The sequence below is a fragment of the Citrobacter sp. UYEF32 genome, assembly GCF_040546205.1.
GTDB classification, from domain to species: domain Bacteria; phylum Pseudomonadota; class Gammaproteobacteria; order Enterobacterales; family Enterobacteriaceae; genus Phytobacter; species Phytobacter diazotrophicus.
On record NZ_JBEPNI010000003.1, the window covers coordinates 161,648 to 180,803 of the forward strand.

Annotated in this window: 11 protein-coding genes; 7 read left to right on the forward strand and 4 right to left on the reverse strand. The window is 54.8% G+C overall.

The annotated features are described in order from the left end of the window. Nucleotides 1-39 precede the first annotated feature (39 nt). Together sbcC and sbcD are read right to left on the reverse strand one after the other, a co-directional pair. On the reverse strand, nucleotides 40-3,186 hold the full coding sequence (gene sbcC, locus ABIB59_RS09075) for an exonuclease subunit SbcC (protein WP_354035072.1): 3,147 nt from the start codon (nucleotides 3,184-3,186) through the stop codon (nucleotides 40-42). Beyond that, entirely contained in the window at nucleotides 3,183-4,385 is a 1,203-nt protein-coding gene (gene sbcD, locus ABIB59_RS09080; protein ID WP_354035074.1) for an exonuclease subunit SbcD, read from the reverse strand. The genes sbcC and sbcD overlap by 4 nt, the downstream gene beginning before the upstream one ends. Nucleotides 4,386-4,580: 195 nt before the next feature. Between sbcD and phoB the strand changes: the two genes are divergently transcribed. The 4 genes from phoB (at nucleotide 4,581) to proY (ending at nucleotide 9,756) form a co-directional block, all read left to right on the forward strand. Further along, the gene (phoB, locus tag ABIB59_RS09085) at nucleotides 4,581-5,270 is read left to right on the forward strand and encodes a phosphate response regulator transcription factor PhoB (RefSeq protein ID WP_041852545.1); all 690 of its coding nucleotides are present in this window, start codon (nucleotides 4,581-4,583) and stop codon (nucleotides 5,268-5,270) included. A gap of 21 nt (nucleotides 5,271-5,291) precedes the next feature. Beyond that, nucleotides 5,292-6,587, forward strand: a complete 1,296-nt coding sequence (gene phoR, locus ABIB59_RS09090; protein ID WP_041852544.1) for a phosphate regulon sensor histidine kinase PhoR — start codon at nucleotides 5,292-5,294, stop codon at nucleotides 6,585-6,587. Nucleotides 6,588-6,995: 408 nt separating this feature from the next. Then, nucleotides 6,996-8,315: a branched-chain amino acid transporter carrier protein BrnQ gene (brnQ, locus tag ABIB59_RS09095; RefSeq protein ID WP_041852543.1), complete on the forward strand. Its 1,320-nt coding sequence runs from the start codon at nucleotides 6,996-6,998 to the stop codon at nucleotides 8,313-8,315. 79 nt (nucleotides 8,316-8,394) lie between these two features. Further along, complete coding sequence (gene proY / locus ABIB59_RS09100; protein WP_041852542.1) at nucleotides 8,395-9,756, forward strand: proline-specific permease ProY; 1,362 nt, start codon at nucleotides 8,395-8,397, stop codon at nucleotides 9,754-9,756. 44 nt (nucleotides 9,757-9,800) lie between these two features. Here proY and ABIB59_RS09105 read toward each other — a convergent pair whose 3' ends face one another. Further along, the gene (locus ABIB59_RS09105; RefSeq protein ID WP_354035077.1) at nucleotides 9,801-12,041 is read right to left on the reverse strand and encodes a hypothetical protein; all 2,241 of its coding nucleotides are present in this window, start codon (nucleotides 12,039-12,041) and stop codon (nucleotides 9,801-9,803) included. Nucleotides 12,042-12,444: 403 nt separating this feature from the next. Here ABIB59_RS09105 and malZ point away from each other — a divergent pair, with 403 nt between their 5' ends. From malZ to ABIB59_RS09120, 3 genes are all read left to right on the forward strand, one after another. Continuing rightward, on the forward strand, nucleotides 12,445-14,262 hold the full coding sequence (gene malZ / locus ABIB59_RS09110; protein ID WP_354035079.1) for a maltodextrin glucosidase: 1,818 nt from the start codon (nucleotides 12,445-12,447) through the stop codon (nucleotides 14,260-14,262). An 85-nt stretch (nucleotides 14,263-14,347) separates the two neighbouring features. Then, nucleotides 14,348-17,053, forward strand: coding sequence for a DUF2339 domain-containing protein (locus ABIB59_RS09115; RefSeq protein ID WP_354035081.1), 2,706 nt, complete (start codon nucleotides 14,348-14,350; stop codon nucleotides 17,051-17,053). Continuing rightward, on the forward strand, nucleotides 17,050-18,426 hold the full coding sequence (locus tag ABIB59_RS09120) for a DUF3999 family protein (protein ID WP_354035083.1): 1,377 nt from the start codon (nucleotides 17,050-17,052) through the stop codon (nucleotides 18,424-18,426). The genes ABIB59_RS09115 and ABIB59_RS09120 overlap by 4 nt, the downstream gene beginning before the upstream one ends. On the opposite strand, the gene acpH is transcribed toward ABIB59_RS09120, so the two are convergent. Continuing rightward, nucleotides 18,427-19,008 carry an ACP phosphodiesterase gene (acpH, locus tag ABIB59_RS09125; RefSeq protein ID WP_107223662.1) on the reverse strand — a complete coding sequence of 194 codons (582 nt, stop codon included), beginning with the start codon at nucleotides 19,006-19,008 and terminating at the stop codon, nucleotides 18,427-18,429. Nucleotides 19,009-19,156: the final 148 nt, after the last annotated feature.

Sequence of the window (19,156 nt, forward strand, 5' to 3'; positions counted from 1 at the left end):
CCGGATAAGGCGCTTGCGCCGCATCCGGGTATTCACTGGTTACGTGTGTGGCACCGAAAATGCGCTATCCAGCTTGCTGTAACCCAGCCCGTTAATTTTCCTGACTTTAATCTGCACCGGAATACGCTCCTTCATCGCCTCAACGTGACTGATAACGCCTATGGTTTTTCCACTGGCATTCAGTGCGTCTAGCGCATCCAGGGCAGTATCCAGTGTTTCGCTGTCGAGCGTACCGAAACCTTCATCGAGGAAGAGTGAGTCGATGCGGGTTTTATGGCTCACCAGGTCCGACAGCGCCAGCGCCAGCGCCAGGCTCACAAGAAAACTTTCGCCGCCGGAAAGGGTGCGGGTATCGCGTATCGCATCGGCCTGCCAGGTATCGACGACCTCCAGCTCCAGCGCTTCGCTGACCTTGCGTTTAAGCAGATAGCGCCCGTGCAGGCGGTTCAACTGATTGTTGGCCAGCCACACCAGGTTATCAAGAGTTAACCCCTGGGCGAATTTACGGAATTTATCCCCTTCTTTTGAGCCAATCAGCGCGTTGAGATGCCCCCAGTCGTCACAGCGCAGCGCCGCGCGTTCAATATCCAGCATCAGCGCCTGCTGGCGCTGGCGATTGTCTGCATCCTGTTTAAGTTGCTGTCGGCACTCCCCCTGGCGGGTAGTGTTTTCACGCAACTGGCGGGCCAGCAACTCCAGCGCTTCACGGGATTTTTCGGCGTCCGTATCGTCAGTCAGGGCGGCAAGAGGCTGCGCGCTATGCGCCGCGAGAGCCTGTTCTGCGTTGGCGACCAGTACCTGTGCCTGTTGTTCGTCACGGTCGAGACGCTGACGAAGCTGCTCCAGGCGCGCGCGCTCGTCATCGCTCAACAGCGCAGCAAGAAAGTCTTCCCGATCGGCAAACTCACTGTTTGCCAGCGCATCGGCAAACTGTTTCTCCAGTTCAGCCAGGCGCTCCGTCTCATGTCGCAGTTGCTGTTGCAGCGTTTGCCACTGACTGTGCAGCGACACGCAATCGTTATGTACCTGCCGCCAGTTGTCCAGGGCAACGGTTTTTATCGCGTCCGGAACGGCTTCTTCCGGCAGCGTGTCGAGAAGCGGTGTTAGTTGTGCAATCTGCTCGTGCAATGCGCTAAATGCGCTCTGTTTTTCCTGCCAGAGTTCCGCTTCCGAGGTACGTGCTGCCAGCCATTGTGCCTCTTCACCTTCTGGCGGCAGTGTCAGCCCCAGTGGCTCCAGCATCGCGGCCAGACTGGCCCGGCGCGCCTCTGCCGCCTGCTGGTATTGCTGAACCTGCAGGCGCAACTCGTTGATCTGGCTTTGTAATGTCAAACGCTGGCTCAACTGATAGAGCTGATGTTCGTAGGCATCCTGCGCGCTCAGCCAACTGGAGATGTCTTGCTGCGGCCGCAGGGTGACATTCAGCGTCAGGCACAATTCCTGCCACTCGTTGGTAAGCGTTTGCTCCTGCTCGCGAAGTGATTTCGCTTCGCGGTCGTCTTTTTCAATGCGCTCACTTATCCCCTTCAGACGCTCGCTGAGTGCCACGCCATCCTCTTTTACCTGACGGACTTCGAGATCCAGCGCATCGCGGCGGGCATGATTCACGCCGGGGACGATGGCCTGATATTCAGCAATCGCAGGGTGCGATGTCGAACCACAAAGCGGGCAGGGATGACCCGGTTGCAGACGGGCACGTTCGCTTTCCAGGCTGTGGATGCGGTCTTCCAGCTCGCAAAGGGTGCGAACATCCGTCAGCAACTGGTTTTTTTCTTTATAAAGCTCACGCTTACGCGCCAGCTCGGCCGTCAGTTTTTCCTGCTCAGCTTTCAATTCGGTCAGGCTTTGCTGCCGCTGGGCGAGATGTTTTTGTAGCGGGGCAAAACGTGCATGCAGGGCGGTCAGGCGTTGACGCAGCGGGCGGTTCTGCGCACAGAGCGTCATCGCTGCGTTAACCTCATCGGTGGTCATCTCCAGCGAGACGGTCATCAGATTACGTAATTTGTACTCGTTTTGCTGAATGCGTTCCTGCAGGGCATGCCACGGCTTTTTGTCATCTTCCTGCTGGCTTAGCATCGCCCGCCAGCCGGTTAACTCAGTCTGCCAGCGCTGGAAGCGTTTGTTGTCTTCAAGCCAGAGCGACAGCGTTTTTTGCGACGCCATCAACTCCTGATGCTGGCGTGCGGCGCAGGCGCGGATCTGGGCCCGCAGCGCCAGGCTCGCCTGTAAGCGAGTATTTACTTCTTCATTCTGGCGACGACTGCTGTCCTGTGCTTTTCGCTGCTCCAGTAACCGCTCCCAGACGGGCCGCAGCAGCAGGGCCGGTTGAACCCGCGCAAGCCGCGCCAACTGAGGCTCGGCGGCAGTGCGTGCCTGTTGTGCCTGCTGCCGGGTTTTGTGTGCCTGGTCGCAGGCGGCTTGCAATTCACCGCTGCGAATAAGCCAGTTCAGTTGTGCCTGCACACTCCGCTGCCCGTCTAACAGACGCTGTTCTTCGTCAGTGAGTGCCTGCACACTTGCATTCAGGGATTCCCGCTGCTCATCGGTAAGCAGAACCACGCCTTCGGCCTGCGCCTGCAGTTTCTCCAGCTCGATTTTGGCGACTTTATGTTTTTCAAACACGTCGGCAGAAATCTGCCCGTAGATTTCGGTGCCGGTCAGTTCTTCGAGCAGTTCTGCGCGCTCTTTCGGTTTGGCGTTGAGAAACGCGGCGAATTGCCCCTGGGAGAGCAACATGGAGCGGGTGAAACGGCCATAATCGAGCCCGGTTAAGGCGGCGGTTAGCTCCAGTTTGTCTTTTACTTTGTCGGCGAGGATCTTGCCGTCTGCACAGCGGGCCAGCTCTACACGCGGAACCTGCAAATTACCGTCCGGCTGATTACGCGCACGGCTCTGGCTCCAGAATGCACGATAAGCGACCTCTTTAACTTCAAATTCGACCTCTGCCAGGCAGTCGGCGGTGTCACGGGTCATCAGATCATTTTGCGACTGTGAAACGGTATTCAGACGCGGTGTCTCGTGATAGAGCGCCAGGCAGATGGCATCCAGCAGGGTCGTTTTCCCGGCGCCGGTTGGCCCGGTGATGGCAAACAGGCCGTTACTGGCAAACGGCTCGGCGGTGAAATCAATCTTCCATTCGCCTTTTAATGAGTTAAGGTTTTTCAGGCGTAGGCTGAGGATTTTCATGCGTCATGCTCCTGATTGAGCGAGTGGAGCGTTTCGGAAAAGAGCGACTGCAAGCGGGCAATCTGGATGTCATCGAGCTCCTCCTGCGCCAGGCGACGCGCGAAAACCTCTTCCACTTTTAACTCGCTTAAGGTTTCGCGGCGCTCACCTGCGAGGATGCGCTCCCGCTGTTCGCGGCTACGGCGAACCAATAACACCTCGACCGGCAGATTGGTGGTGAGTGCCTGAATTTTTCGCTGCATGTTGCTCAGATAATCCTCGGTCGCGATCTCGATATCCAGCCACACGGGAGCGTCGGTTGGGCTGCCACGCCACTGCTCAAGTTGCTGACGAATCGACTCAAGATCACCCTTGATGACCGCCAGTTGCTGTGTAACAGGGACTTCCAGCGCTGTCACATCCGCCAGTTTTCCTGCTGAAAATGTCACCAGATTGACATATTTGCTGTTACCAGTTTCGTCAAAGCTCAGAGCGATAGGCGAGCCGCAGTAGCGGATATGCTCTTGCCCACCTGGCTTTTGCGGGCGGTGAATATGCCCAAGCGCGATGTAATCCGCAGGCGGAAAGTTTTGCGCGGGGAAGGCATCCAGCGTACCGATATAGATGTCACGTACGGCGTCACTCTTACTGGCACCGACGGTGGTCAGATGCCCGCTGGCGATTATCGGCAGCACGCTGTCGCCGCGTAATTCGCAGGCGGCCTGATACTGTTGCTGGTAGTAATCGGTGATGGCTTGCAGCAAATGTAGCTGTTTTTCTTGCCCGGAGAGTCCCGCCTGGCTGGTCATGATGTCGCGTGGACGCAAAAAAGGCACCGGGCAGAAAACCGCGCCGGGCGAGCCGTCACGCAACGGTAAATAAAAAGGCGCGCTGCCTGCGCTGGCAACAACGGTTGTCTTCAGCCACGCAAGAATATCTTTCGATTCATTAAGGGTGGCTACTGAATCATGATTACCTGCCAGCACAACCAGATGACAACCCGTCTGCTGTAATTTCACCACAAAACGGTTGTACAGCTCGCGCGCATAGCTGGGCGGGGAGCCGGTATCAAAGATGTCGCCCGCGACAATAATGGCGTCGACCAGGTGCTCCTCAGCGGTGGCCAGCAGCCAGGTGAGGAAAGCGTCGTGTTCGGCGGCGCGGCTTTTACTGTAGAAGTTCTGACCCAGGTGCCAGTCCGAAGTATGAAGGATGCGCATAGCGGTTCCGTGGCAAAAAAGCGTAAACGCGATTATAACATTCACGGGCACACGAGCCGCCAGTGAAAGAATTTCCCACTGTCATAAAACAAAGGCTTGGGTCACCTGTTGGTCATTTGTTTCATAAATCTGTCACAAAAGTGACGCATAATGGCGCCGCACTTAGCTGATGACTTAATTTAAACAGGGCAAATTATGGCAAGACGCATTCTGGTCGTAGAAGACGAAGCGCCAATCCGTGAGATGGTGTGTTTCGTGCTCGAACAAAACGGCTTTCAACCTGTCGAAGCGGAAGACTATGACAGCGCGGTGAACCAACTTAATGAACCCTGGCCCGATCTGATTTTGCTCGACTGGATGCTGCCAGGTGGCTCAGGTATTCAGTTCATTAAACATCTCAAGCGTGAAGCGATGACCCGTGATATCCCGGTGATGATGTTGACCGCCCGTGGTGAAGAAGAAGACCGCGTGCGCGGACTTGAGACGGGCGCGGACGATTACATTACTAAGCCGTTTTCGCCCAAGGAACTGGTGGCACGTATTAAGGCTGTCATGCGTCGTATCTCGCCGATGGCGGTAGAAGAAGTCATTGAAATGCAGGGCCTGAGCCTTGATCCGAGCTCTCACCGTGTAATGACCGGTGAAAATCCTCTGGACATGGGACCGACGGAGTTTAAGCTACTGCATTTCTTTATGACGCATCCTGAGCGTGTGTATAGCCGCGAACAACTGCTGAACCATGTCTGGGGAACGAATGTGTATGTTGAAGACCGCACGGTGGATGTTCATATTCGCCGGTTGCGTAAAGCGCTGGAACACAGCGGCCACGATCGTATGGTTCAAACCGTTCGCGGCACGGGTTATCGTTTCTCGACCCGTTTCTAAAATCTGAAAGGAGTGTGACGCGTGCTGGAACGGCTGTCATGGAAAAGGCTGGTACTCGAACTCATCCTTTGTTGTCTACCCGCTGCACTGCTCGGCGCTTTCTTTGGTTATCTGCCCTGGTTTTTACTGGTGGCAGTCACCGGGTTACTGGCCTGGCATTTCTGGAATTTAATGCGTCTTTCCTGGTGGTTGTGGGTCGATAAAAGTATGACGCCGCCGCCGGGCACGGGAAGCTGGGAACCCCTGCTTTATGGTCTGCACCAGATGCAGATGCGTAATAAAAAACGCCGTCGTGAGCTGGGTAATCTGATCAAACGTTTTCGTAGTGGCGCGGAGTCGCTACCTGATGCGTTAGTGATGATCACCGAAGAGGGGACAATGTTTTGGTGTAATGGCCTGGCACAGCAATTGCTGAATCTACGCTGGCCGGACGATAACGGACAAAACATTCTCAACCTGCTGCGTTATCCGGAATTTACCCGCTATCTTAAAACGAAAGATTTCACCCGCCCGCTGAATCTGGTGCTGAACAATGGTCGCCATCTGGAGATCCGCGTGATGCCCTACAGCGAGCAGCAGTTATTGATGGTGGCGCGTGACGTCACGCAAATGCATCAGCTTGAAGGGGCCCGGCGTAACTTTTTTGCCAACGTCAGCCATGAGCTACGCACACCGCTGACGGTATTGCAGGGCTATCTGGAAATGATGCAGGAGCAGACGCTGGAAGGGCCGCCGCGTGACAAGGCGCTGCACACCATGCGTGAGCAGACATCGCGAATGGAAGGTCTGGTCAAACAGTTACTGACATTATCCAAAATAGAAGCGGCGCCAACGTTACCGCCAAATGAAACTATTGATGTGCCGATGATGCTGCGTGTTGTGGAGCGCGAGGCGCAGACGTTAAGCCAAAAGAAGCATGAGCTTGAATTCGTGGTCGACAACGACCTGAAAGTGCTGGGGAATGAGGATCAGCTACGCAGCGCGATTTCCAATCTGGTTTATAACGCCGTGAACCATACGCCAGCGGGAACACACATTACCGTGCGCTGGCAGCGTGCGATCTCTGGCGCTCAGTTTATCGTTGAAGATAATGGGCCGGGGATTGGGCCTGAACATATTCCTCGCCTGACAGAGCGCTTTTACCGCGTTGATAAAGCCCGCTCCCGGCAAACCGGTGGTAGCGGTTTGGGGCTGGCTATCGTAAAACACGCGCTTAACCATCACGAAAGTAAGCTCGAAATCGACAGTACGCCGGGTAAAGGCACCCGTTTCAGTTTTACATTGCCCGCACGTCTCGTCGTGAAGAACGCAAGCTGACACCTGAGGTGTCAGTTTTTCTTTCCACTTCTGTCATAGACCCGCTTTTCACACTTCGTTTTTCCCGAATCTTCAAACAGATTATGTCTCTGACTATTTTTTGTTCGCATGATTAGCCATCCGTTTTTCTTATATACAGTATCTTCATCTGGCATTTATTGTAGAGTTGGTATAACCATCTGGTTTTGCGATCCCTTATTGCCTTTAAACGTTATAAGCGTTTAAATTGCGCCCCGTATGTCGTCAGACCGACTGTATTTGCGTGGTAAATCGAAAAACTATTCTCCGTCACGCAGCGCGGGAAGTGTTTCCCGCTACGTTTAAAGGTTATTTCCGCCGTAATGTTCCGCTGAAATAAGGCGAAAATTTCAACACTTACAACATCACATCCACAGGCAGTAAACGTTTATGACCCATCATTTAAAACCACGAGACATTGTTGCTCTGGGCTTTATGACTTTCGCGTTGTTCGTCGGCGCCGGAAATATCATCTTCCCTCCGATGGTTGGTTTGCAGGCGGGCGAGCATGTCTGGACTGCCTCAATTGGCTTTCTGATTACCGCTGTGGGCCTGCCGGTGCTGACGGTCGTCGCGCTGGCGAAAGTGGGCGGAGGGGTGGATAGCCTCAGCACGCCGATTGGTAAAGTAGCCGGCGTACTGCTGGCCACCGTCTGCTATCTTGCCGTGGGGCCGCTGTTTGCCACGCCGCGTACCGCGACGGTATCGTTTGAGGTGGGGATTGCGCCGCTGACCGGTGAAGGCTCACTGCCGCTGCTGATTTACAGCATTATCTACTTTGCGCTGGTCATTCTGGTGTCGCTCTATCCGGGCAAATTGCTGGATACCGTCGGGAATTTTCTCGCGCCGCTGAAAATTATCGCGCTGATCGTTCTCTCTGTTGCCGCTATCATCTGGCCAGCCGGTCCGATTAGCCATGCGATGGATGCCTACCAGCATGCGGCGTTCTCGAACGGTTTTGTGAATGGCTATCTCACCATGGATACGCTGGGCGCGATGGTGTTTGGTATTGTTATCGTTAATGCGGCACGTTCACGTGGCGTAACAGAAGCCCGCTTGCTGACCCGCTATACCGTCTGGGCTGGCCTGATGGCCGGTGTCGGTCTGACGCTGCTCTATCTGGCGCTGTTCCGTCTGGGTTCTGATAGCTCGACGCTGGTGGATCAGTCTGCCAATGGTGCTGCGATTTTGCATGCATATGTTGCCCATACCTTTGGTGGCGCTGGCAGCCTCCTGTTGGCTGCGCTGATTTTTATCGCCTGCCTGGTTACGGCGGTGGGGCTGACCTGCGCCTGCGCGGAGTTCTTCTCGCAATATCTGCCGCTCTCTTATCGTGCGCTGGTGTTTATCCTGGGGATCTTCTCCATGGCAGTGTCGAATCTGGGGCTGAGTCATCTGATTCAAATCTCTATTCCGGTGCTGACAATGATTTATCCGCCGTGTATCGCACTTGTGGTGTTAAGCTTTACGCGCTCCTGGTGGCATAATTCGACCCGCGTAATTGCACCGGCGATGTTCATCAGTCTGGCGTTTGGCGTACTGGACGGTATCAAAGCATCTGCATTTAGCGATATGCTTCCGGCCTGGACTCAGCGTCTACCGCTGGCAGAGCAGGGGCTGGCCTGGTTGATGCCAACAGTGGTGATGGTGGCTCTGGCTGTGTGCTGGGATCGTGCCGCCGGGCGTCAGGTGACATCCAGCGCCCATTAATTGCGCAATAAGGTTTACTAACCACGGGACGTAAAGTCCCGTGGTTTTTTGTTTTTTTTAGATCCTGGAACAGGAAACCATGGAAAGTACGAACAAACTAAAGCGAGGTCTTAGTACCCGGCACATTCGCTTTATGGCCCTGGGGTCGGCGATTGGCACCGGGCTGTTTTACGGTTCAGCCGATGCCATCAAAATGGCCGGGCCAAGCGTATTGCTGGCCTATATCATCGGTGGTGTGGCGGCGTATATCATCATGCGCGCGCTGGGCGAGATGTCAGTACACAACCCGTCCGCCAGTTCATTTTCCCGCTACGCGCAGGAAAACCTCGGGCCATTGGCCGGTTATATCACCGGCTGGACCTATTGTTTCGAAATCCTGATTGTGGCGATTGCCGATGTGACGGCCTTTGGCATTTATATGGGGGTCTGGTTTCCCGCCGTACCGCACTGGATCTGGGTGCTCAGCGTGGTGCTGATCATCTGCGCCATCAACCTGATGAGCGTGAAAGTCTTTGGTGAGCTGGAGTTTTGGTTCTCTTTCTTCAAAGTCGCTACCATCATCATCATGATTGTCGCTGGTTTTGGCATCATCATCTGGGGGATTGGCAACGGCGGACAGCCTACCGGTATCAGTAACCTGTGGACCAACGGCGGTTTCTTTAGTAACGGCTGGTTGGGGATGGTGATGTCGCTGCAAATGGTGATGTTCGCCTACGGCGGTATTGAAATCATCGGCATCACCGCCGGGGAAGCGAAAGACCCTGAGAAATCTATTCCGCGTGCGATTAACTCCGTACCGATGCGTATTCTGGTGTTCTACGTGGGCACGCTGTTTGTCATCATGTCTATCTACCCGTGGAACCAGGTGGGGACCGACGGCAGCCCCTTCGTGCTGACCTTCCAGCATATGGGGATCACTTTCGCGGCCAGCATTCTTAACTTCGTCGTACTGACAGCATCATTGTCGGCGATTAACTCCGATGTGTTTGGCGTGGGGCGTATGCTGCACGGTATGGCGGAGCAGGGCAGTGCGCCCAAAGTGTTTGCCAAAACGTCCCGTCGCGGCATTCCGTGGGTCACGGTAATGGTGATGACCATCGCGCTGCTGTTTGCGGTTTACCTCAATTACATCATGCCGGAAAACGTCTTCCTGGTGATTGCTTCGCTGGCGACATTCGCCACCGTGTGGGTATGGATCATGATCCTGCTGTCGCAAATTGCCTTCCGTCGTCGTTTATCGCCGCAGGAAGTGAATGCCCTGAAATTCAAAGTGCCGGGCGGCGTTGCCACCACCGTGGCTGGCCTGGTTTTTCTGGTCTTTATTATCGCCCTGATTGGCTGGCACCCGGACACGCGCATTTCGCTGTATGTGGGTTTCGCGTGGATTGTTCTGCTACTGATTGGCTGGATGTTTAAGGCAAAACCCGTTCTCAATAAATAAAAAGACGCCCGGGTAAGCATTACCCAGGCGTCATAACGTACAGCTTATTGCCCGGATGCGGCTAAATAGGCTTTAAGCTTTGTGATTTGTTTCTGAATATACTCTGCTTCAGGGTATTTTTTCTTGAGCTCGCCGTAATAGGCCAACGCTTTGTTACCGTCCTGCGAAACGCCAAAACCATAGCCGTATAGCGACGCAAGTATTTCTAACGCGCCGCTATCTTCTTGCTGTTGTGCCGCTTTATTTAGCCAGTACAGCGCTTTTTTCATGTCAGCGGTTGGATAGCGGTATTTGGCATCGCAACTGGACATCACTTTTTGGCAAACCTCAGGCGGCAGAAAATCTATCCCCGCCCGATACTGCGCCTGAGCAATGCCTGCTTCTGCCGCCTGCTCGTTGTACTGCAGATATTTCGGGATATCTTGTGCAATGACATCCTTTTGGCCCTTCAGGTAGAGCTGAGCGAGCCAGTCCAGCGCCTCGCCGTTTTTCTGCTTCGCGGCCTTTAGCATCCAGGTTTCAGCCTGTTTAAATTCAGAACAGCCGTCATAATACTGACCAAGCTGAACCTGTGCTTTGATGTCACCTTTTTTAGCCTGCGCCTTCACACCATCGGGATCTTCAAGAAGCGTTGTTATATTGCAGCCAGCAGCGATCAGCTTGCCGCTTTTATATTTCTTAATGGACGGTTGGTTGTTAACATATTTATTAACGTCAGATAAACCTTCACTCCATTTTTCCAGTATCAACTCACTGGTCTGTGGATCATATTCTTTACGCAGACCATGCTCGAAGCCCTCTTTATAGCTTGTTTCGAGGATCAGTTTACCGGTGGTTTCGTCCCATTTTTTAGAGGGACCTGATTGTTGATAGTCGTCGTAGTGCGCCAGGGAGATAAGTTTGCCGGTTTTTATACTCCAGTGCTTTTTGACACTCTGATTGCTTCCTTTTTTATAAATAACTTCGCTTACCGGGGCGCCAGTTTTTGTCCGCTTTTTATCCAGTGACAGCTTGCCATGGTTATATTCTTCCTCGCTGATAAGTTGGCCGTTTTCAGTCCATTTCTGGTGCTTACCATTTTTTTTGCCATTCTCATCGTACTGTTTGAGGGATGCTTTTTGGCCGTTTTGATACCACCTCTCAGCAGAGATATGCTTATCCTGTTTGTAGATTTCTTTGGATATTAGGGTACCGTTTTCACGATAAACTTCCTGGAGACCCTCTTTGTTGCCCTGTTGGTCATATTGTCTCAGGATCCGAAGCTGACCATTGGCGTAGAACTCTTTGCTATCGCCGACTAATTTTCCCTCTTTATAGAAGTTTTCGAGCTTTATTTTACCGTCAGCAAAGTAATCAATGTATTTTCCATCATATTCGCCGTTGCGGTAGCTGTGTTCCCGCAGCAGCTCTCCCTTGCTGCCATAATGTTTGCATGGGCCGTCAGTATGATGGCCGTCTTTAAAAGTACTTTCACTTGCTAGCGTGCCGTTCTCATTCCATTCGAGGAATTTGCCATCCGGCGCGCCGTTTTTATAGGTAAATTTCTGGGAGGGCTTGCCGTTTTCATGCCAGGAATTCATTTCCCCCTGTCGATAGCCGTTATCGTCATAGGTAAACTGTGCCGATTTTTGGCCTGAACGATGCCAGGCGGTAAAGGGGCCGATAAATTTCTGTGAGCTGAAATCAGGTGTATCCGTATAGCCTTCAAAGGCTTTTGTTTTACCTTCGCCAGAGGTATCAAGATTATCACCAAGATACCAGCCAGTGACTTTCCAGGTATTTTTATTTTTACCTTCGGTCAAGGGAAGCCGGATAAAGAAATTAGCATCATCAACGGCTTGATTGCGGTTGACGAGATAGAACTGTGAGAGATCGCCGCCAACCCACAGTATCGTGTCGTCAACCACGAATTTGCTGTCACATATATCTTTATTACAGACTTCAATATTACTCGCCATCTGCGAGCCTTCGCTATCACAAGATGATGCGGTAAAACGGAAATAGTAATCATTGTCCGCTTTCTGCCAGATTTCGTTAAGTCGCTTTTTATAATCATCCTGCGACAGTTTTAATGAATCGGCAGTCATATAGATCGTATCTTTATGACAGGGTGAATCGCTACTGAGGTAAATTCTTGCAGCACTTATAAGACCACCTTTTCTGTCTAATGCGCCGCTGGTCATTTTTATGTTGTCAATTTGCGAAACGAATTGAATATTATCCTCAGCGAAGACGGAACCGCTTAGAGTCGCCAGCAAGGTAAACGTGAAAATAGTTAACTTCATTGATCATCCTTTATCAAATATTAAAAAACAAACAGCAAAATCACCCTGATTCGCTGGTAATGGTAAACGGAATGCGCTACGTCCGTTTACATCCCTCTCAATTTTTCAGATAAGGTAAAGCGCTTTTGCATGCGGTCAGAAGCTTGATGCCCGAAATACACCCCGGACCATTGCCATAATGCGAAAGGCCGCACAGCAGGCTGGTAACAAAAGCCAGCGAGAGCGCCATCCTCATCGACGGTACCCGGCGTGAAACCCGGCGGATCATATTTGGCTTTGCGAAAAATATGCGCAGCGAGTTTTCTGCGCCCTGGTTCTCAACCCCATAAAAACGCAGAAAAGATGAGCTGTCGAGACGAGATTTGTGCAAGAGTGAGGTCATTTTTGACATAGGGGAAAGTCGATGTTGCAAGCCTGGCATCTGCCTGTCGCGCCATTTGTAAAACAGAACAAAGACCAACTGGTGATGACACTCTGGCTAACCGGAAGTAAGCCTCCGTCTCGCGTCACGTTACGGGCCGAGATAGATAATGAAGAGACCTCGATACCGATGCGGCGGGTCCGCCTGACGCCAAAACCTGGCGTGACGGCCTGGCGTGCAGCCATCTCACTGCAAAGTGGCCAGCCGCGGCGTCGTTACAGCTTTAAGCTACTGTGGGACGACCGCCAGCTCTGGTTTACCCCGCAGGGGTTCAGCCCGTTTCCCCCTGCACGGCTGGAGCAATTCGCCGTCGATTCCCCTGACAGTGGGCCGCAGTGGGTAGCAGAACAGGTGTTCTATCAGATCTTCCCCGATCGTTTTGCTCGTAGTGAACAGCATCAAGATCAACAGAACAACGTTTACTATCACCACGCCGCAGGCCAGGAGATCGTGCTGCGCGACTGGGATGAACCGTTGAGCGGCGAGGCCGGCGGCTCGACCTTTTATGGCGGCACGCTGGACGGTATCAGTGAAAAGCTGCCTTATCTGCATGAACTGGGTGTAACTGCGCTCTATCTGAACCCGGTCTTTGTCGCCCCTAGCGTGCATAAATACGATACGGAAGATTATCGTCACGTGGACGCACGTTTCGGCGGCGATCAGGCACTGCTTCGCCTGCGTCGGAGTACCCATCGTCTGGGGATCCGTCTGGTACTGGACGGGGTCTTTAATCACAGCGGTGATTCACATGCCTGGTTTGACCGACACAACCGCGGCACCACTGGTGCCTGTCATAACCCCGCTTCCGAATGGCGTGAATGGTACAGTTTTGATGAGGATGGCCGCGCGCGTGACTGGCTGGGCTATTCCAGCCTGCCAAAGCTGGACTACCAGGCGCAAACTCTGGTGGACGAGATGTACCAGGGCGAAGACAGCGTGGTACGTCACTGGCTGAAAGCGCCCTGGAATATGGATGGCTGGCGGCTGGATGTGGTGCACATGCTGGGTGAGGGGGGCGGTGCGCGCAATAACCTGCAACATGTCGCCGGGATAACCAAAGCCGCCAAAGAGACACTGCCTGAGGCCTATATCGTCGGCGAGCATTTCGGCGATGCGCGCCAGTGGCTACAGGCGGACGTGGAAGACGCCGCCATGAACTACCGCGGTTTTACCTTTCCGGTATGGGCGTTTCTGGCGAATACCGATATTTCGATGGATCCCCAGCGTATTGATGCGCACACCTGCATGGTGTGGATGGATAACTACCGCGCCGGGCTTTCGCATCAGCAACAGTTACGCATGTTCAACCAACTGGATAGCCACGACACACCGCGTTTTAAAACGGTGTTGGGGAAAGATGTGGCCCGGTTGCCGCTGGCGGTGGTTTGGCTGTTTACCTGGCCCGGCGTGCCCTGCATTTACTATGGTGATGAGGTTGGGCTGGACGGTGCCAACGATCCCTTCTGCCGCAAACCCTTCCCGTGGGACAAAGCGAAACAGGACACGGAACTGCTGGCGCTCTATCAGCGGCTGGCCCGTCTGCGCAAACGTAGCCAGGCGCTCTGTTACGGCGGCTGTCAGGTTATCTACGCCGAAGGGAACGTGGTGATCTTTTTGCGTTTGTATCAGCAAGAAAGGGTGCTGGTGGCGATTAACCGTGGCGAGCCCTGCGAAGTTGTCCTGCCGGAATCGCCGCTACTGGATGTCAAAGTCTGGCACGGTAAAGAGGGCAAGGGCACATTGCAGGATGGGGTGCTGTCCTTACCGGCAATCTCTGCCTCTGTGTGGCAGGGGAACTAACACCTACCAGAAAGCGCAGCGGGAATAGCGCAATTCCGATACTTTGTGCCAAAGTATATGCACGCTCCGGAATGAAGGTGAAATCATGGATGGACTGGTACTGATAGCCTGTACTGTGTTGTTTCTATTGCTGGTGGTTATCCCGGTAATGTCGATTCTGGCTTACCGGCGTAGTAATGCGGCCAGAGATGAGCTGTCGCGCCTGCGCCAGCGCGTGGCTCTGCTTGAACAGCAGATGAGTGGTTATGCGCCGGGACATGCGCCTGCAGCGCAGGAGACCGCTTCTCCTGTTGACTCGCCTGAGGTTATCGTACCTGATGTTGTCGTACCTGAGGTTTCAGTTCCGGAACCGCAGCCAACGCCTGAGCCCGAACCGGTTCCTATCGAACCGGCTCCGGTGAATGTCTGGGCGCGAGGGACACCAGCGGCAACCGTGTCGGCCAGAGGTTCCATTCCCCTACCGGAACGCGAGGAGCCCGCGTCTGGCAGCCAGGCTGGTGGTATGGTCACCGCGCTGTTGCGCTGGTTTATGCAAGGAAACCCGCTGGCAAAGCTGGGTATCATCCTGCTGTTTCTTGGGCTGGCCTTTCTCTTTCGTTATAGCGTTGAACGCTCGCTCTTCCCGTTGGAGCTGCGTCTGGCCGTTGCCGCGCTGGGTGCGATGGCGCTGTTATTCCTCGGCTGGCGTTTGCGACACAAGCAGCCTGTTTTTGCCTTAATTCTACAAGGTGGTGCAACAGGTGCGCTCTATTTAACGGTCTTTGGCGCGTTTCGACTGTGGCAGATGCTCCCCATGTCGCTGGCGTTTGCGCTGTTATTGCTAATTTGCGCGGCCAGCGTCGGGCTGGCGGTGCTACAGCGCGCGTTGAGTCTGGCCATGCTGGCGAGTCTGGGCGGTTACGCCGCGCCGCTGCTGCTGTCTTCGGGCGGCGGCAGTCATGTCACGTTATTCTCTTTCTATTTATTACTGTCTGTCGGCATCCTGGCGATCAGCGTCTGGCAGCACTGGCGCGAACTCAACCTGTTGGGGATGTTCTTCACCTTCGGGGTGGGGGGAGTGTGGGGTATCGCCGACTACCGGCCTCAGTACTACCTGAGCTGCCAGCTCTTCCTGATTGCTAATCTGTTGATCTTCGGCGTATTGAGCGTGGCGCTGTCATTGCGCGCGCAAAAGAAAGGCAAGCGCATTATCGATGGCGTGCTGCTCTTTGCCCCGCCGCTGATAGGGTTTGGCATGCAATATGCCATCACACAGCATCTGACATATGGCCCGGCACTCAGTGCGCTGGGGTACGGCGCGTTTTATATGCTGCTGGCCTGGAGCGCCGTAAAACGCTTTCCTGCGGCGGGAAAACCGCTTGTTCTGGCGGCGCTGGCACTTGGCGGCGCATTCACCACGCTTGCTATTCCGCTGGCGCTTTCAGCCCGCTGGACTGCGATGGCCTGGGCGCTGGAAGGGTTGGGCGTACTGTGGCTTGGCGTGATGCAAGGGCAGCGTCGCATGAGCTATAGCGGTACGGGTTTGTTGGTACTGGCGCTCGGCAGTGCGCTATGGGCGATGACCGACGGCACAACGGCGTTCTCGGTGATGGTGATTTTTGCGGTATTGAGCGCGACCTGGCTGGTTGCCGCCAGATTGTGGCGTCGCCTGCCGGCACCAGGCGGCCTGGTGCTGTTGGCGGGCGGTATCGCCTTCTGGCTGGTGGCGCTCTGGGGCGCGTCTGACTGGATACTCAATAAAGGCATTCCGGCGGCGGTACTGGGACTGCTGGCGCTGTCGGTTTGGGGCTGGCGCTATATGGCACGGCGGCTTCACTGGCGGGCGTTACACTATGCTGTATGGCTGCTTTGGCCCGTGATGCTGGTGGTTTTGCTCTGGCAGTTGACTATCGAGCGGCAATTGTTGGGGGCGGGCTGGCAAAACCTCGCCTGGTGCGTGGCGCTGCCCTCGGCGTACTTACTGTTATCGCGGGAGCGCAGAGTTCCTGCCCGGTTGTCGCAAGGGCTTCATATTTCGCTGCTGTGGATGATTTTACTGGCGGCGGGAACCGAGCTTTTCTGGTTTGTTGATGCACTGCCCTGGGGAATGGACGCCTGGCGTATCGGCTTGCCGATGGCGGCTGGCGGCATTGTCATTCTGCTGCTTCACGGCGGCATTCGTCGCAACATTTGGCCGCTACGCGTCTGGCCTGCACTCTATGGTCAATTGGGACCGCTACCGCTTATCCCGCTGTTAGTTGTTCTGCTGGTGGCTGGCAATATGCATGACGGGCGCGTTATTCACTCTCTTTATCTGCCGCTGGTTAACCCGCTGGAAGAAGGGGCAGCCTTCGCGCTGCTCGGCGTATGGTTCTGGTGTCGTTATGCGCGGCCGCGTCTGCCTGCGACCGTTACGCCATTGGTTGCACCTGCGCTGCTGGCGCTGGCTTTCTGGTGGATTAACGGACTATTGCTGCGCCTGCTTGCGCACTATGGCGGTGTGGACTGGGATAGCGAAAGCCTGTGGAATTCGCGTCTGATTCAGACCAGTTTCGCGCTGTTCTGGATGTTGGGTGCGCTGGTGGTGATGCTGCTGGCTACCCGGCGAGGGTCGCGGCACCAGTGGCTCGGCGGCGCGGCGTTGCTGGGGGTTGTCATCGTGAAATTAATGCTGGTAGACAGCGCGGGCGGTGGCGGCCTGGCGCGGGCTATCGCCTTTATTGGCGTGGCGGTGCTGGTGTTAATCGTGGGGTATTTCTCTCCCTTACCGCCTAAAGGGGCGAAGGCGTTCAGCGAGGAAGAAAAATCATGAAATGGAAGATAGCGATTTTTACCGGCGCGTTATGGTGCGCGGCGTTACCGGGGCTTGCCCAGGAAACCGCCCCGGAGTCGCCGCAGGATTATGCCTGGGGCAGGTCGCTTACAACAACGGCCTCATCGCCCTGGTATCGGGTTGCGTTACCCGACGATGTCTACCAGCAAAGCGTCTGGCCCGATCTGCGCGATGTCCGGGTGTTTAACCATCAGGGTGAGCGTGTGCCCTTTACGCTCCAGGTGCAGCAGGAGGCGCAGCCCGCGCCGAAGGAGCAGGCTTTACGCCTTTTCCCTCTTGCAGCTTCACCTGTTGAAAAGCTGTCAGATTCCGGGGAACGGGTCTGGCTGCGCTCCCCGGAGGGTTATGAAATCAAGCTTGAAGGGGAACGCATTAACACGATGGGCGAGAGCTATCTGCTGGCGCTGCCGGATAACGTGCAAAGACAGAACGTCACACAGCTTCAGCTTAGCTGGGATAAACCGGCGGTGAACTGGCAGGGGAAAGCATCGCTCTACTACAGCAATGATATGAAAGAGTGGGATTTAATGCAGGCGGATGCGCCGCTGATGGACGTCGCGAGCGGCAGCGATCGCCTGACGCTGAATACCATCAACATTACTCTTTCGATGGTTACCAATACCCCGCGCTATTTACTGCTGGTGTTTGATAAGCCGCAGTTGCCTGTCACGCTTACCCGCGCAGTGGTGATAGAAAACCCGCAATCGACGGAGATAACGAATGTGGCCCTGCCCGCCGCCGGGCGTGCGCTCTCGCAGGATAAGGCGCTTTACCATTGGGCCAGCCCGCAGCCTGTGACCTCCATTTCCCTGAGTCTGGAAGAGGAGGGTACGCTGCCGGTAGAGATCGCCTGGCGCTCCGGCGCCGATGAGGCGTGGCGACCGCTTGCGAAAACAGTGCTGTGGAATTTAAATAACCAGATATCAGAGCCAATCCCCGTCACGGTGGGTAACGTGCAGGAGATTCAGGTGACAACGGTCAACGCTCACCTGCCGAAAGTCGTGCCGCAATTGACAGGGCTACGACCAGGCCAGACGCTTATCTTTAATGCCCAGGGGAGCGGCCCGTACATTCTTGCGTGGGGGAATAAAGCGGCGCAAAGCGTGGCAACGGATCTCGATGCGTTGATTCCTGCGGCTTTACGCCAGAAGCATGCGCCGGAAAGCCTGCCAGAGGCGTGGGTCGGCGACGAGGTAAAACTGGGCGGCGAAGCGCGTCTGAGCGCCATCTCACCGATTGAGCAGCGTAGCCAGTGGCTTACCGGCCTGGTCTGGGCCGCGCTGGTGCTGGGGGTAGTGGCGCTGGCATGGATGGCGCTGCGCATCTGGCGCGAGGTGAAAGAGAAGGCGTAATTATAGCGTTCTGGCTTCTGCCTGCGCCATCATGCGTGGGTAGAATTGCCAGAACTTCTCTTCCAGCGCCTCGTAGTGGTTATCCAGGTCCTGCCACGAGTCACGCAGGGCATCGAGTCGCGGTCGGCGGCTGGCCATGCCGTTTAGCACCCGTTGGATAAAATCCATCTCCCGGTAGCGCTCCAGCCAGCGCTCCGACCATAAATAGTCATTTAAATTGACGAAACGTGGCGGCGCCTCCGGCAGGATCACACTGACTTGTGCATGCGCGTAGCCGACAAATTCGCTAAGCGGCATTGAGGGCGAGATCTGCTCCCAGTGGCGCGAGACGAAATGATCCCACATCACATCAAGCGTGATTGGCGCGACACGGCGTGTTTCAGGACGAAACCAGCCGCGCGCTTCTTTGACTTCCGGCAGGTTGTCGGTCAGTACGTCGATACGGCGGTGCATATGGATGCCGGAAACCACGTCGGGCGCGTAGCGTTCATCCGGGTTGCCGCGAACAAAATCCGCCAGCAAATTACCGGAAAGCGAACTATTGGCGAGGTGAGCCAGGTGCAGGTGTGCGAGAAAATTCATCGTTATACTCGTTTTTGTTCAGGTCGCATATCATAGCGGCGTGGGTCATTCACCAGCGATGATTGGGAATTTCCTGTGCTGCCGCCATTTGTAATGCGAATTATTTAGAGTATATGAACTCTCCGGAGGGGTAAAGGTTGCAGGGAGA